Consider the following 13,963-nt stretch of genomic DNA (forward strand, 5'->3'; position numbering starts at 1 on the left):
TGCCTCCTGTGCGCCCTCCCGCCGAGTGATCCGGCGGGACTAGCGTCGACCGGAGGAGGCGGCCATGGTACGGCGACGGGTTCCGCTGGTGACGCTCATGCTGGGCGCGGCCGGACTGGTGGCCGGTGGGCTCTGGTGGTGGGCGGTCGTGCGCCTGCTGCTGGTGCCGGGGGACACGGGACCGGTCGAGGGGGCGGTGGCCGCGGGCGGCTGGGGGCTGAGCCTGTTGCCGGTGCACGTGGCCGCCTCGTCCCGCCCGCCGCGCGCGCCCGGGACCCTTGGCATCCCCGGGATCACCAGGGCATCGCGACGCCGCCGTTGGGGCGGAGGATCTGACCCGTCGTGAACGACGAGGCGTCACTGGCGAGATGAAGGACCGCGTGGGCGATGTCCTCCGGCTCGCCGACCCGGCCCAGGGGCGAGACGCGCACCATCGCCGCCTCGGCCTGCTCCTGGGCGGCCGGCTCGTGACGGTCGGTCATGGGCGTGCGGATCCAGCCCGGAGCGACCGCGTTGACCCGGATGCCGTGCCGGCCGACCTCGGCGGCCAGCGTCTTCGTCAGCTGTACCACGGCCGCCTTCGCGACGCTGTAGCAGAGCAGACCCGGACTCGCGGCGTCCATCGCGCCCGAGGCCATGGTGACGACGGAACCCCGCACGCCGTGCTCGATCATCGAGCGGGCGGCCTCCTGGCAGGCGTGCAGCACGCCCTTGAAGTTCACCGCGAGGACCCGGTCGAGGTCCTCGTCGCGGGTCTCCAGAACCGTGCTCGTGTGCATGATGCCGGCGACGGCCGCCATCACGTGCAGCGGGCCGGCGGCGCGTACGGCGGCGGCGAGGGCGGCGCGGTCGGTGACGTCCAGGGCGTGGGTGTGCGCGGTGCCGCCGCGTTCGCCGATCAGGGCCGCGGTCTCCTTCAGGCCGGGTGCGTCGCGGTCCGCGCAGTGGACGGTCGCCCCGGCCTTGGCGAGGAGGGCGGCGGTCGCGCGGCCGATGCCGCTGGCCGCGCCCGTGACGAAGGCGGTGCGGCCGGTGAGGTCGTACGCGGTGAGGGCCATGCCCGGACCGTACGACCGGATCTGACGGGTCGTCAATTGGCGTGCCCGGTTTTACGGCTCCCGCTGCGGGCCCTTCTGGCAGCCGGGGCACCAGTACGTCACGCGGTCGGCGAGCTCCGCCTTGCGGACGGGCGTGCCGCAGCGCGGGCAGGGGCGGCCCTCGCGGCCGTAGACGTGCAGGCGCTCGCCGCCGGGGCGGCGGGTGGCCGTCGTGCGCATCCCGGGCCGTTCCTTGTTCTCCTCCAGGAGCCGGTGCGCGGTGGCGACCAGCCGCTCAGGGACGCCCGGCGCGAGGTCGCCGACCGGCAGCCAGGGCGTGACGCCGGCGAGGAACGCCAGCTCGCACTTGTACACGTTGCCGATGCCGGCGAGGTTCCGCTGGTCGAGCAGGGCCTCGGCGAGCGTGCGGGCCGGGTCGGCGGACAGACGGCGCACGGCCTCGGCCGGGTCCCAGTCCGGGCCGAGCAGATCCGGGCCGAGGTGGCCGACCACCCGCTCCTCCTCGGCCGTACGGATCAGCTCCAGGACCGGCAGGCGGTAGCCGTACGCCGTGAACTCCACGTTCCCGAGGATCGCCCGGATCTGGTGGGCGGGGCCGCCGCGCGGGCGCTCTCCCGTGGCGTACACCCGCCAGGCCCCGTCCATCCGCAGGTGCGAGTGGAGGGTGAGCCCGCCCTCGACCCGGGCGAGCAGATGCTTGCCGCGCGGCGTGACGTCGAGGACCCGCCGCCCGGTCAGATCGGCGGTCGCGAAGCGGGGCACACGCAGGTCGGACCGCGTGAGCACCCGCCCGGCGAGCGCCGTGTCGAGCCGGTGCGCCTCGTACCAGACGGTGTCTCCTTCGGGCATGGGGCCATGATGCCGTGCGGGGCTGCCGGGGGCGCTGAGGGCCGGGGCGCCGGCGGTCGGCTCAGGCGCGGAGGCGCAGGCCGCGCGGGGTGGCGTGGAAGCCGGCGGACTCCAGCGGGCGGGAGAGCGGGGAGGTCAGGGCGGTCGCGCCGTTGATCCGCTCCACCGTGACCGTGCCGAGCGAGCCCGCCGACGCCGCCGCGGCCAGGGCCTCCGCCGCCGCCCGCAACGCCGGGGACTCCGGCTCGGCCTGCCAGGACAGCAGCGTCTTGCCGCCCCGCTCCATGTAGAGCGTCAGCTCTCCGTCCACCAGGACCACCATCGCGCCCGCCTTGCGGCCCGGCTTGTGACCGGCGCCGGACGGCGGCTCGGGCCAGGACAGCGCCGCCCCGTACGCGTTCGCCGGGTCGGCCGCCGCCAGGACCACCGCGCGCGGGCCCGCGCCCTCCTCGGCGCCCCGGTCCCGGGCGTTCGCCGCGGCGCGCAGCCGGTCCACGGCACCGTCCATGGCGAACTGGGCCGCGCCGAGACCCTCCACCACATAGCCGCGGCGAGCCTGCCCGCTGTCCTCGAACGCCGACAGGATCCGATACGTGGCGGAGAAGCCGCCCTCCACGCCCTCGGCGGCCACCGCACCGCGCGTCACCACGCCGTGCCGGTCAAGGAGCGTGCGGGCCAGGGCGTGCGCCCGGTGGGTGGGCTCCGGCTCGGGCGGCGGCAGCAGGGACCAGCGGCCGCTGACCGTGGGCGGGCCGGTGCGGGAGGCCGGTCGGGCGGCGGCGCTCAGCGTGCCGTACCGCCCGCGCGGGACCGTGCGCCGGGCACGGTGCGCCGTGGAGCCGGCCGTGCGGCCCGAGCCGAGCAGCGAGCGCAGCGGGGCCACGGTGTCGTTGGTGAGCCGTCCCGACCAGGCCAGGTCCCACAGCACGTCCGCGAGCTGCGGATCCGTGGCGTCCGGATGGGTGGTGGCCCGCACCTGGTCGGCGATCTGGCGGAAGAACAGCCCGTATCCGCCGGACAGGATCGTCAGGACGGACTCGTGGAGCCCGGTGAGCTCCAGCGGATGGGGCGGCGGCAGGAGCAGCGGCGCCGCGTCGGCCAGATACAGCGAGATCCAGCCGTCCTTGCCGGGCAGCGCGCCTGCGCCCGCCCAGACGACCTCGCCGGTGGTGGTCAGCTCGTCCAGGAGGCCGGGGGAGTAGTCCCGCACCCGGGACGGCAGGATCAGCTTCTCCAGCGCCGACGCCGGCACCGGCGCGCCCTGGAGCTGCTCGATCGCGCGGGCCAGGCCGTCGATGCCGCGCAGGCTGTTGCTGCCGAGGTGCTGCCACTGGGGCAGGAACGTGGCGAGCGCGGCCGGCGGCACCGGCTCCAGCTCGTGCCGCAGGGCGGCCAGCGAGCGGCGGCGCAGCCGGCGCAGGACCGCGGCGTCGCACCATTCCTGGCCGATGCCGGACGGGTGGAACTCGCCCTGGACCACCCGGCCGGCGGCGGCCAGGCGCTGCAGGGCGCCGTCGGTGACGGCGGAGCCCAGGCCGAAGCGGGCCGCGGCCTCGGAGGAGGTGAACGGGCCGTGGGTGCGGGCGTAGCGGGCGAGGAGGTCGCCCAGCGGGTCCTTCACCGGCTCCGTGAACGCCTCCGGCACGCCCACCGGGAGCGCGGTGCCCAGCGCGTCCCGCAGCCGGCCCGCGTCCTCGATCGCCGCCCAGTGGTCCGCGCCGGCGATCCGCACCCGGATCGCCCGCCGGGCCCGCGACAGCTGCTCGGCCCAGTCCGTCCCGGCGCCGCGCGCGGCCAGTTCCGCGTCCGTCAGCGGCCCGAGCACCCGCAGCAGGTCGGCGACGCCTTCCGCGTCCTTGATCCGCCGGTCCTCGGTCAGCCACTGGAGCTCCCGCTCCAGCTCGGTGAGCACGTCCGCGTCGAGCAGCTCGCGCAGCTCCGCCTGGCCCAGCAGCTCGGCGAGCAGCCGCGAGTCCAGCGAGAGGGCGGCCGCCCGCCGCTCCGCGAGCGGCGAGTCGCCCTCGTACAGGAACTGGGCCACGTACCCGAAGAGCAGGGAACGGGCGAACGGCGACGGCTCGGGAGTGGTGACCTCCACCAGACGCACCCGGCGGGACTCGATGTCACCCATCAGCTCGCGCAGGCCCGGGACGTCGAAGACGTCCTGGAGGCACTCGCGGACCGCCTCGAGCACGATCGGGAAGGAGCCGAACTCGCTCGCCACCTGGAGCAGCTGCGCCGCCCGCTGCCGCTGCTGCCACAGCGGAGTGCGCTTGCCCGGATTCCGCTTGGGCAGCAGCAGGGCGCGCGCCGCGCACTCCCGGAAGCGGGAGGCGAACAGCGCGGAGCCGCCCACCTGGTCGGTGACGATCTGCTCGATCTCGCCCTTGTCGAAGGCGACGTCCGCCGCGCCGACGGGCGCCTGCTCGCTGTCGAAGGCGGTGTCGGCGAACCGGCCCGGGTCCACCGGCTCGCTGTCCAGCAGGTCGAGACCCATCAGGTCCGCGTCGGGCAGGCGCAGCACGATGCCGTCGTCGGCGTGCATGACCTGCGCGTCCATCCCGTACCGCTCGGCGAGCCGGGCGCCCAGGGCCAGCGCCCACGGCGCGTGCACCTGCGCCCCGAACGGCGAGTGGATGACGACCCGCCAGTCGCCGAGCTCGTCGCGGAACCGCTCCACCAGGATCGTCCGGTCGTCGGGCACATGGCCGCAGGCCTCGCGCTGCTCGGCCAGATAGGCCACCACGTTCTCCGCCGCCCAGGCGTCGAGCCCGGCGGCGAGCAGTCGCAGCCGGGCGTCGTCGGGCGCCAGCGCGCCGACCTCGCGCAGGAACGCGCCCACCGCGCGGCCCAGCTCGAGCGGCCGGCCCAGCTGGTCGCCCTTCCAGAACGGCAGCCGACCCGGCACGCCCGGCGCGGGCGAGACCAGGACCCGGTCGCGGGTGATGTCCTCGATGCGCCAGGACGTGGTGCCCAGCGTGAAGACGTCGCCGACCCGCGACTCGTACACCATCTCCTCGTCCAGCTCACCGACCCGGCCGCCGCCCTTCTTCGGGTCGGCGCCGGCCAGGAACACGCCGAACAGGCCACGGTCCGGGATCGTGCCGCCCGAGGTGACGGCGAGCCGCTGGGCGCCGGGCCGGCCCGTGACCGTCCCCGTCACCCGGTCCCACACCACGCGCGGGCGCAGCTCGGCGAAGGCGTCCGAGGGATAGCGCCCGGCCAGCATGTCCAGGACCGCCGTGAACGCCGACTCCGGCAGCGCCGCGAACGGCGCCGCCCGGCGGACCGTCGCCAGCAGGTCGTCCACCTGCCAGCTGTCCAGGGCGACCATCGCCACCAGCTGCTGGGCCAGCACGTCCAGCGGATTCGCCGGGACCCGCAGCGACTCGATCGCGCCGCTCCGCATCCGCTCGGTCACCACCGCCGACTGCACCAGATCGCCCCGGTACTTCGGGAAGACCACGCCCGTCGAGACCGCGCCCACCTGGTGGCCGGCGCGGCCCACGCGCTGGAGACCGGAGGCGACCGACGGCGGCGACTCCACCTGGACGACCAGGTCCACCGCGCCCATGTCGATGCCCAGTTCCAGGCTGGACGTGGCCACCACGGCCGGCAGCCGGCCGGCCTTCAGGTCCTCCTCGACCAGCGCCCGCTGCTCCTTGGAGACCGAGCCGTGGTGCGCGCGGGCGAGCAGCGGCGGCGCGCCCTGGGCCGCGCCCGACTGGGCCATGATCTCGGCGGGCGGGGCGTCGTCGGGCAGGGCCTCGCCGGTCGCCCGCTCGTACGCGATCTCGTTCAGCCGGTTGCACAGCCGCTCGGCCAGGCGGCGGGAGTTCGCGAACACGATCGTCGAGCGGTGCGCCTGGACGAGGTCGGCGATCCGCTCCTCCACGTGCGGCCAGATGGAGGGCTTGTCGCCGCCGTCGGTGCCCTCCGAGGCGGGCGAGCCGCCCAGCTCGCCCATGTCCTCCACGGGCACGACCACGGAGAGGTCGAACTCCTTGCCGGACGGCGGCTGGACGATCTCCACCTTCCGCTGCGGCGAGAGATAGCGCGCCACCTCCTCCACCGGCCGCACCGTCGCCGACAGGCCGATCCGGCGGGCCGGCCGGGGCAGCAGCTCGTCGAGCCGCTCCAGGGAGAGCGCCAGGTGGGCGCCGCGCTTGGTGCCCGCGACCGCGTGCACCTCGTCCAGGATGACCGTCTCGACGCCCGCGAGCGCGTCACGCGTGGCCGAGGTCAGCATGAGGAACAGCGACTCGGGTGTGGTGATCAGGATGTCCGGCGGCCGGGTGGCCAGCGCCCGCCGCTCGGCGGCGGGAGTGTCACCGGAGCGGATGCCGACCTTCACGTCCGGCTCGGGCTGCCCGAGCCGGACCGACTCCTGGCGGATGCCGGTCAGCGGCGAGCGCAGGTTGCGCTCCACGTCGACGGCGAGGGCCTTCAGCGGCGACACGTACAGCACCCGGCAGCGCTTCTTGGCGTCGGCGGGCGGCGGCGTGGCCGCGAGCCGGTCGAGCGAGGCGAGGAACGCGGCCAGCGTCTTGCCGGAACCGGTCGGCGCGACGACGAGCACGTCCGAACCCGCGCCGATGGCCCGCCAGGCGCCCTCCTGCGCGGCGGTGGGCGCGGTGAAGGCCCCGGTGAACCAGCTGCGGGTCGCGGGGGAGAAGTCGTCGAGCGCGGACCTGACCATGCCCTCCATCGTGCACCCCACCACTGACAACCGCCCGGACCTGCGGAAACCGAGTCGTGGCGGCCCGGCGCCGTGACGCAGAATGGACGCATGGCGAGCGGCGACGCGCACACCGGCGACGCGCACACCGGTGAGGCTCACTCAGGCCAGGCGGCCCGGACTTCCGTGGCCCGGGCGGCCGCGGCGCGGGCGGCCTCGGCGCGCGGGCACGCCGTCGCCGAGGGCGACCGGAGCGGCGCGCCCGCCGGCGGACCGGCCGGCCCGGGCGTCGGCCGTGGCGAGCGGGCCCGCTACTGGCGTCCGGACGGACTGCCCCAGGTGGATCTGCTGCACGCCCACTACGTGCGCAAGTCCTTCTCCCGGCACACCCACGAGAGCTTCGTGTTCGCCGCCATCACCGAGGGCGTCGAGGCCTTCCACTACGGCGGCGACCTGGTCCGGGCCGGTCCGGGCCAGATCGCGCTGGTGAACCCGGACACCCCGCACACCGGCCAGGCCGGCGTGCCCGAGGGATGGACCTACCGCACGATCTACCCGGACGCCGGACTGATCCGGGAGATCGCGGCCGACACCATCGCGCTGCGCGGCGACGTCGGGTTCACCGATCCCGTCGTCGACGACCCGTACGCCGCCCAGCTGGTCGTCGGCGTCCACCGGGCCGCCGAGGAGGGCAACGCGCTCGCCGCCGACAGTCTGCTGCGACTGGTCACCGAGCGGATGCTGCGCAGTCACGGCGGCCGGGTCCGGCCGCTGGCGCCGCTCGCCGCCGGAGCCCGGGACGCGGCCCGCGCGCGTGCCGTCCTGGAGGAGCGGATGGCCGAGCCGCCGACCCTGGAACGCCTCGCGGCCGAGCTCGGCACCAGCCCGTTCGCCCTGCTGCGGGCCTTCCGCGCCGCGTACGGCATGCCGCCGCACACCTGGCTGACCGACGCCCGGGTCCGGCGGGCACGGCGCCTTCTGGACGCCGGGACGCCTCCGGCCGAGGCCGCCGTCGCCGTCGGCTTCACGGACCAGCCGCACCTCAACCGGCACTTCACCCGCAGCGTGGGCGTGCCTCCGGGCGCGTACCAGCGGGCCCGGGCGGCCGGGAAACGGGCCGGTTAGGCGCGTGCGGGGCGGGCGGGGTGGGGCGGTGAGGGGCTGGGCGGGGCGCAAGAACGTACAAGACCGGCCCGGCCCCGGCTCGTAGCGTCGGTGAGGTGGCAGAACGAACAGCACCTCCCGCGATACGTGCAGAACCAGTCTCCAAGCCCGACGCCGCCGTCGTCCGCGACGCGCTCGGCGTCGGCGTCGCCGTCGGACTCTCGGGCTTCGCCTTCGGCGTGACCTCGGCGGGAGCGGGCCTCAGCCTGCTCCAGACCTGTGCGCTGAGCCTCTTCGTGTTCACCGGCGCCTCGCAGTTCGCGCTGGTGGGCGCCCTCGCGGCGGGCGGGAACCCGTTCACGGCCGCCGCCGGGGCCTTCTTCGTCGGCACCCGCAACGCCTTCTACGGGCTGCGCCTGTCCCAGCTGCTCGCGCTGCGGCGGTCGGTCCGGCCGTTCGCCGCCCAGGCCGTCATCGACGAGACCACGGCCGTCGCCCTCGCCCAGCCGGACCGGCGGTCCGCGCGGCTCGGCTTCACCGTGACCGCGGTCTCGCTGTACGTGCTGTGGAACGTCACCACGCTGCTCGGCGCGCTGGGCGCCGAGGCCATCGGCGACACCGACGCCTGGGGCCTGGACGCGGCAGGGCCCGCCGTCTTCCTGGCGCTGCTCGCGCCGATGCTGCGGACCGGCACGGAGCGGGCCACCGCCGCCCTCGCCGTACTGCTCGGCCTCGGGCTGCTGCCCGTCCTGCCGGCCGGTGTCCCGGTCCTGGCCGCCGGCCTGGCCGCGCCCGCCGTGCTCTGGCTCCGGGGCCGCGGCGCCGCCGAGCCCCGCGCCGACGAGGCCCGTGGAGCCGAGGCCCGTGAAACCGGCGTCCGCGCCGACGAGACCCAGGAACCCGGCGGCCGCGCCGACGAGGCCCGTGAAACCGGCGGCCGCGCCGACAAGGTCCGTGAGGAGGACGCCCGATGAACGTCTGGATCGCCGTCGCGCTCACCGCGGCCGGTTGCTACCTGGTCAAGCTGCTCGGCCTGCTCGTCCCGGCCGGAGCCCTGGAGCGGCCGCTCGTCCGGCGCCTCGCCGGACTCGTCCCGGTCGCCCTGCTCGCCGCCCTGACCGCCCAGCAGACCTTCAGCGCCGAGGGCGCCCTCGTCCTCGACGCGCGCGCCGCCGGACTCGGCGCCGCGGCTCTCGCCCTGCTCCTGAGGGCGCCGTTCCTGGCGGTGGTCGGCGCGGCCGTGCTGGTCACGGCCGGTGTCCGGGCCCTGGGCGGCTGACAGGGCCCGGACGGCCGCCTCAGCCGATCGGGCGACCGTGGGCGCGCAGAGTACGCAGCGCCTCCACGGTCACCGTCGGCCGGGCCTCGAGGGCCGGCCCGGGCGCCCACTGGCGCCAGGTGACCGGCCAGCCGCCGTCCTCCTGCTGCGAGGCGGCGAGGTGGTCCAGGGAACGGGACATCTCCTCGTCCGTGAACCAGCGCCGCGCCAGGGAGTCCGGCACGCGCGCGTAGTCGTGCGGATAGTGGTGCTCTCCCGGCGCGTAGCCGTCGGCCACCGGGTAGTCCTCCGGCCGGTCCGGGTCGAGCACGGCGAGCCCCTGCTCACGCACCAGCCGCCCGAGCCGGTCGCTCGCCGCCTGGGCGCGGGCCCGGTCGGGAACGCCGTCCAGGAAGGCGACGGCGGCCTGGACCTCGTACGGATGGGACTTCTCCAGGGACTCCACCGCCGCCCAGCAGAACTCGGTGGCCCGGAACAGCCAGGCGTGCCAGACCTGGTTGCGGTGCAGCAGGCCGACCACGGGGCCGGTGGACAGCAGCTCGCCGGCCGGCGCGTCCTCGACCGGGACGAACGGGGCCGCCGGATAGCCGCGTTGCGAGGGATGGACGGCGGGCAGCGCGCCTTCGTGGGTCGACACCTCGGTGAGATAGCGGCAGATCCGCTCCACCCGCAGTCCGCCGCACCGGCCGATCGAGTCGAGCACGCGCAGCGCGTACGCGGTGTGCAGCGGCTGGCTGACCGGTCCGCGCAGGTCGGGCTCGAGGGCGTGGCCGTAACCGCCGTCCTCGTTGAGGTAGGCGGTGAGCGCGGCCTCGACGGGGTCCGCGCCGCCGCGCAGGAAGTGGTAGGCGAACCGGCGCTGTTCGAGCACGCGGGCAGTCAGCCAGACGAAGTGCTCGGCCCGCGCCAGAGGAGACGCGGACGGAGCGGAGGTTTCTGGAGGTTTTCCGGCCATGTTCCGACCGTAGGCGCGACAGCGCGGATGACAAGGTCTACGGCCCCGGCTGCACTCGTCAGGGCGGGATACTGGGTTCATGCGGTTGACGATTTTCTGGGAACGGATGACGGAGCACTTCGGCGCGTCCTACGCCGAGACCTTCGCCCGGGACCATGTGATGGCGGAACTCGGCGGGCGTACGGTGCACCAGGCGCTGGACGCGGGGTGGGAGGCCAAGGACGTGTGGCGGGCGGTCTGCACCGCCGTCGGCGTGCCGGCCGAGAAACGATGATGTGACGGGTCCTGGCCGGATTGTCCGCGCGGTGCGCGAGACTGGCGGGGTGGCCCCGATTGACGCGAACGACGAGACCGATGGCAGCGACGAGACCCATGGCGACGACGAGGCCGGCGCGACGCCGGCCTCGGGCCGCCCTGCCCCGACCGCCCCGAGCACACCGCCGGGGCGGGACGCCGGGCTGACCGGCGCCGCGCCGGGCGGAGCCGTGACGCCCGCCCAGGGCGGCGGCAGGGCCGTGGAAACCGGCCCCCAGGGCCCCGCAGCTCCCGAGAGCCCCGCAGCTCCCGAAGGCCCCGCCGGTGCGGAAGGTCCCACGGCCGCGGAAGGCCCCGCCGGTCCGCACGGCCCCGCCGATTCCGCCGCCACCGCCGCGGGCCCGGCCGGGCGGATGCCGCGCTGGCTGCCCCGCGCCCTGGTGCTCGCCCTCGCGCTCTACGCCTGCTTCCAGCTCGGCAGCTGGGCCTTCCACCAGCTCATCGGGCTGCTCGTCAACATCCTGCTCGCGTTCTTCCTGGCCCTCGCCATCGAACCGGCCGTCGGGCGGATGGCGGCGCGCGGCATGCGCCGGGGCCTCGCCACGTTCATCGTCTTCTTCGGCGTCCTGATCGTCGGCGTCGGCTTCGTCGTGCTCCTCGGCTCGATGCTCGCCGGCCAGATCGTCGACATGGTCGAGAACTTCCCCAAGTACCTCGACTCGCTGATCAACTGGGCCAACGAGCACTTCCACACCGAGCTGTCCCGGGTCGAGGTCCAGGACAGCGTGCTGCGCTCCGGCTGGCTCCAGAAGTACGTCCAGAACAGCGCGGCCGGCGTCCTGGACGTCTCCGCCACCCTCCTCGGCGGCCTCTTCAAGCTCCTGACGATCTTCCTCTTCGCGTTCTACTTCGCCGCCGACGGGCCACGGCTGCGCCGGGCCCTGTGCTCCGTGCTGCCGCCCGCGAAGCAGACCGAGGTGCTGCGGGCCTGGGAGATCGCCGTCGACAAGACCGGCGGCTATCTCTACTCGCGCGGTCTGATGGCGCTGATCTCGGGCGTCGCGCACTTCGTGCTCTTCGAGATCCTGGGCGTGCCGTACGCGCCCGCGCTGGGCGTCTGGGTCGGTCTGGTCTCGCAGTTCATCCCGACCATCGGCACCTATCTGGCGGGCGCCCTGCCGATGCTGATCGCCTTCACCGTGGACCCGTGGTACGCGCTGTGGGTGCTCGTCTTCGTCGTGGTCTACCAGCAGTTCGAGAACTACATGCTGCAGCCCAAGCTGACCTCGAAGACCGTGGACATCCATCCGGCCGTGGCCTTCGGCTCGGTCATCGCCGGCACCGCGCTGCTCGGCGCCGTCGGCGCCCTGATCGCGATCCCCGCCGTCGCCACCCTGCAGGCCTTCCTCGGCGCCTATGTGAAGCGGTACGACGTGACCGACGATCCGCGCGTCCACGGCCACCGGCGGTACGGCGAGGCCGTCGTGGCCCGCCTCCACAAGGCCCTGCACCACAAGAAGGAGCAGCAGGAACACCGGGACCGGCGCCCGGGAGGGCGTCAGAGGTAGGAGGGTCCGGTCACGCGGTGCCGGAAGGTGTGCCAGATCCACGCCTGCACGGCCACGAGCGGCACGGTGACCACGAGCAGCGCCGGGACCAGCAGTACGAGGGTGCCGGAATCGGCGGCCTGGGACCCGGGCGCGAGAGCGCTTCCGGTGACGAGCGGCAGCCCGCCCAGCAGGACGGCGGTGAGGGCGAAGGAGTGCCAGGGGCGCCGGGCCCTCCCGACGAGCCGGCGGGCACGCTCGTACGCGGGCCCGGTCAGGCGCAGGGTCGCGAAGCCGAGCCCGTGCGCGGCGAACAGCGCGGCCACCGCGACGGCGACGAGCACGGCTCCGGGCCCGGAGGCCGGCTCGTAGGGACGACCGGTCAGCAGTGCCGCGAGCAGCCAGCCGGTGGCCAGCGCCACGGCCCAGCTGCCCGCCGTCACGGCTCCGTCGCACAGCGCCCGCCAGCGGCGGCCCGGGCCGCGGCCGCGCGTCCAGAGCCCCAGGTCGCGCACGATCCAGCCGGCCAGGAGCGGGAGGAGCACCGGGAACTGGCCGGCCAGGAGGGCGCCTTCGAGCTCGGGGAAGCAGCCGGCGAGCACGCCGGCGGTGGCGATCAGCCAGACCTCGTTGCCGAGGAAGAACGGCGCGAAGGAGGTGATGACCAGCCGCCGCTCGTGGTCGGTGCGGCCGAGGTACGGCGTGAGCATCCCGGTGCCGATGTCCGCGCCGGCCAGGACGAACCAGCCGGCGGCGAAGAAGGCGAGCAGGGCGAGGGCGAGGGTGTCCACGGTCGGCTCCTCAGGACGATCGGTGGCGCGGGGACGGTCGGTGGCGCGGGAACGGCGGGTTCCGCGAGGAGAGGTCGGGGGAAGTTCCGGGGACGGTCAGTAGCGCAGGGCGGGCAGGGCGTCGACGGGATCCGGCGCGGCGTCGGTCGTGGGCCGGTCGTCGTGACCGAGCCCGGCGTCGACGGGGCCTCGGCGGGCGTGCCGGGCGAGCAGCCAGGCGTTGAGGACGGCGAGCAGCAGGAAGAGCCCGGCGAAGACGGTCAGCGACAGGCGCATGGTGCCGGCCGAGAGGTCCGAGACCGCGTCCTCGGTCTTCAGCAGCCCGTAGACCACCCAGGGCTGGCGGCCCGCCTCGCGGAAGACCCAGCCGCTGATCATGGCGATGTAGGGCAGCGGCACGGCCGCCATCAGGGTCAGGTGCCAGAGCCGGAAGCGCAGGACGACCTTCTTGAAGCAGGCGAGGATCACGCCCGCGAAGGTGAGGTACATCATCAGGCCGAAGCAGAGGAGCATGACCAGGCCGGCCCCGCGGGTCAGGCCGATCGACGGGATGTAGTCTCCCGGCCCGAAGCGGGCGGTCATGTCCGCCTGGATCTGCGCGATTTCGGCGGTCTTCTGACTGAACACGGCCGATTTCATGGGCTGGAAGGTACTCAGGGTCGCCAGCTGCAGACCGCCGAAGACGGCCGCCACCCACAGCGCGGGACACGCCACGAACACCCCGATCCGCAGGCTGCGCGTGAAGAACTCCGCCTCCGACGTGCGCCGGAAGAGGTGGTAGGCGCTCACTCCCGCCATGAAGAACCCGGCCGTCACCAGCGCCCCGGCGACCACGTGCCCGAAGGCGAGCAGCGCGGAGGGATTGGTGAGCAGGGCGACCGGATCGTCCAGGACCAGCACGCCGCCCTCGGCCCGGTGACCCACCGGGTGGTTGAGAAAGCCGTTGGAGACCAGGATCCAGTAGGCCGACAGATACGCGGTGATCATGACGATCCAGATCGCCGCCAGGTGGACCCAGCGGTTGAGCCGGTGCCAGCCGAAGATCCACAGGCCGAGGAAGGTCGACTCGACGAAGAAGGCCACGATCGTCTCGACGGCGAGCGAGGCCCCGAAGACGTTGCCCGCGTAGTGCGTCAGCCCGCTCCAGCTCATCCCGAACTGGAACTCCATCACGATGCCGGTGACGATACCGACCGCGTAGTTGATCACGTACAACTGGCCCCAGAACCGCACCATTCGGGCGTGCAGAGGCTTGCCGGAGAACGTCGCCCGGGTCTGGAGCAGGGCGACGACCGTCGCGAGTCCCAGGGTGAGGGCGACGAAGAGGAAGTGGCCGCCCGCCGTGAGGGCGAACTGCCAGCGCGCGAGATCGAGTACGTCCGGATTCACGCAGCAAGCGTCGGTGTACGGCCCGGGGCACCGCGTCGGCCGGCGGTGGACACCCGGC

The 13,963-nt window shown here is 74.6% G+C and carries 12 protein-coding genes; 6 read left to right on the plus strand and 6 right to left on the minus strand.

Annotated features, from left to right (window positions below; genetic code table 11):
• Positions 1 to 64 precede the first annotated feature (64 nt).
• Positions 65 to 346 (plus strand): hypothetical protein, encoded by a 282-nt coding sequence (locus ACIGO8_RS24185; protein WP_399734329.1) that lies wholly within the window; start codon positions 65 to 67, stop codon positions 344 to 346.
• On the opposite strand, the gene ACIGO8_RS24190 is transcribed toward ACIGO8_RS24185, so the two are convergent.
• From ACIGO8_RS24190 to ACIGO8_RS24200, 3 genes are all read right to left on the minus strand, one after another.
• The gene (locus ACIGO8_RS24190; RefSeq protein ID WP_399734331.1) at positions 294 to 1,058 is read right to left on the minus strand and encodes an SDR family NAD(P)-dependent oxidoreductase; all 765 of its coding nucleotides are present in this window, start codon (positions 1,056 to 1,058) and stop codon (positions 294 to 296) included. The two genes, ACIGO8_RS24185 and ACIGO8_RS24190, sit on opposite strands and share 53 nt — an antisense overlap.
• A gap of 51 nt (positions 1,059 to 1,109) precedes the next feature.
• Entirely contained in the window at positions 1,110 to 1,907 is a 798-nt protein-coding gene (locus ACIGO8_RS24195) for an Fpg/Nei family DNA glycosylase (RefSeq protein WP_399734334.1), read from the minus strand.
• 61 nt (positions 1,908 to 1,968) lie between these two features.
• Entirely contained in the window at positions 1,969 to 6,606 is a 4,638-nt protein-coding gene (locus tag ACIGO8_RS24200) for an ATP-dependent helicase (RefSeq protein ID WP_399734337.1), read from the minus strand.
• Between the two features lie 90 nt (positions 6,607 to 6,696).
• On the opposite strand from ACIGO8_RS24200, the gene ACIGO8_RS24205 reads away from it, so the two are divergent.
• From ACIGO8_RS24205 to ACIGO8_RS24215, 3 genes are all read left to right on the plus strand, one after another.
• Positions 6,697 to 7,710 carry an AraC family transcriptional regulator gene (locus ACIGO8_RS24205; RefSeq protein ID WP_399734340.1) on the plus strand — a complete coding sequence of 338 codons (1,014 nt, stop codon included), beginning with the start codon at positions 6,697 to 6,699 and terminating at the stop codon, positions 7,708 to 7,710.
• 95 nt (positions 7,711 to 7,805) lie between these two features.
• On the plus strand, positions 7,806 to 8,663 hold the full coding sequence (locus tag ACIGO8_RS24210; protein WP_399734342.1) for an AzlC family ABC transporter permease: 858 nt from the start codon (positions 7,806 to 7,808) through the stop codon (positions 8,661 to 8,663).
• Positions 8,660 to 8,968 (plus strand): AzlD domain-containing protein, encoded by a 309-nt coding sequence (locus ACIGO8_RS24215; RefSeq protein ID WP_399734344.1) that lies wholly within the window; start codon positions 8,660 to 8,662, stop codon positions 8,966 to 8,968. Before ACIGO8_RS24210 ends, ACIGO8_RS24215 begins: the two co-directional genes overlap by 4 nt.
• Before the next feature lie 19 nt (positions 8,969 to 8,987).
• Here ACIGO8_RS24215 and ACIGO8_RS24220 read toward each other — a convergent pair whose 3' ends face one another.
• Entirely contained in the window at positions 8,988 to 9,923 is a 936-nt protein-coding gene (locus ACIGO8_RS24220) for a hypothetical protein (RefSeq protein WP_399734347.1), read from the minus strand.
• A gap of 79 nt (positions 9,924 to 10,002) precedes the next feature.
• On the opposite strand from ACIGO8_RS24220, the gene ACIGO8_RS24225 reads away from it, so the two are divergent.
• Together ACIGO8_RS24225 and ACIGO8_RS24230 are read left to right on the plus strand one after the other, a co-directional pair.
• Complete coding sequence (locus ACIGO8_RS24225) at positions 10,003 to 10,197, plus strand: DUF3046 domain-containing protein (RefSeq protein WP_399734350.1); 195 nt, start codon at positions 10,003 to 10,005, stop codon at positions 10,195 to 10,197.
• Between the two features lie 394 nt (positions 10,198 to 10,591).
• On the plus strand, positions 10,592 to 11,746 hold the full coding sequence (locus tag ACIGO8_RS24230; RefSeq protein ID WP_399735056.1) for an AI-2E family transporter: 1,155 nt from the start codon (positions 10,592 to 10,594) through the stop codon (positions 11,744 to 11,746).
• On the opposite strand, the gene ACIGO8_RS24235 is transcribed toward ACIGO8_RS24230, so the two are convergent.
• Together ACIGO8_RS24235 and ACIGO8_RS24240 are read right to left on the minus strand one after the other, a co-directional pair.
• Positions 11,737 to 12,516: a cytochrome d ubiquinol oxidase subunit II gene (locus ACIGO8_RS24235; RefSeq protein ID WP_399734353.1), complete on the minus strand. Its 780-nt coding sequence runs from the start codon at positions 12,514 to 12,516 to the stop codon at positions 11,737 to 11,739. The two genes, ACIGO8_RS24230 and ACIGO8_RS24235, sit on opposite strands and share 10 nt — an antisense overlap.
• A 96-nt stretch (positions 12,517 to 12,612) precedes the next feature.
• The gene (locus tag ACIGO8_RS24240; RefSeq protein WP_399734355.1) at positions 12,613 to 13,905 is read right to left on the minus strand and encodes a cytochrome ubiquinol oxidase subunit I; all 1,293 of its coding nucleotides are present in this window, start codon (positions 13,903 to 13,905) and stop codon (positions 12,613 to 12,615) included.
• Positions 13,906 to 13,963: the final 58 nt, after the last annotated feature.

The sequence above is a fragment of the Streptomyces sp. NPDC053493 genome, from assembly GCF_044544825.1.
In the GTDB taxonomy this organism is placed as follows: Bacteria; Actinomycetota; Actinomycetes; order Streptomycetales; family Streptomycetaceae; genus Streptomyces.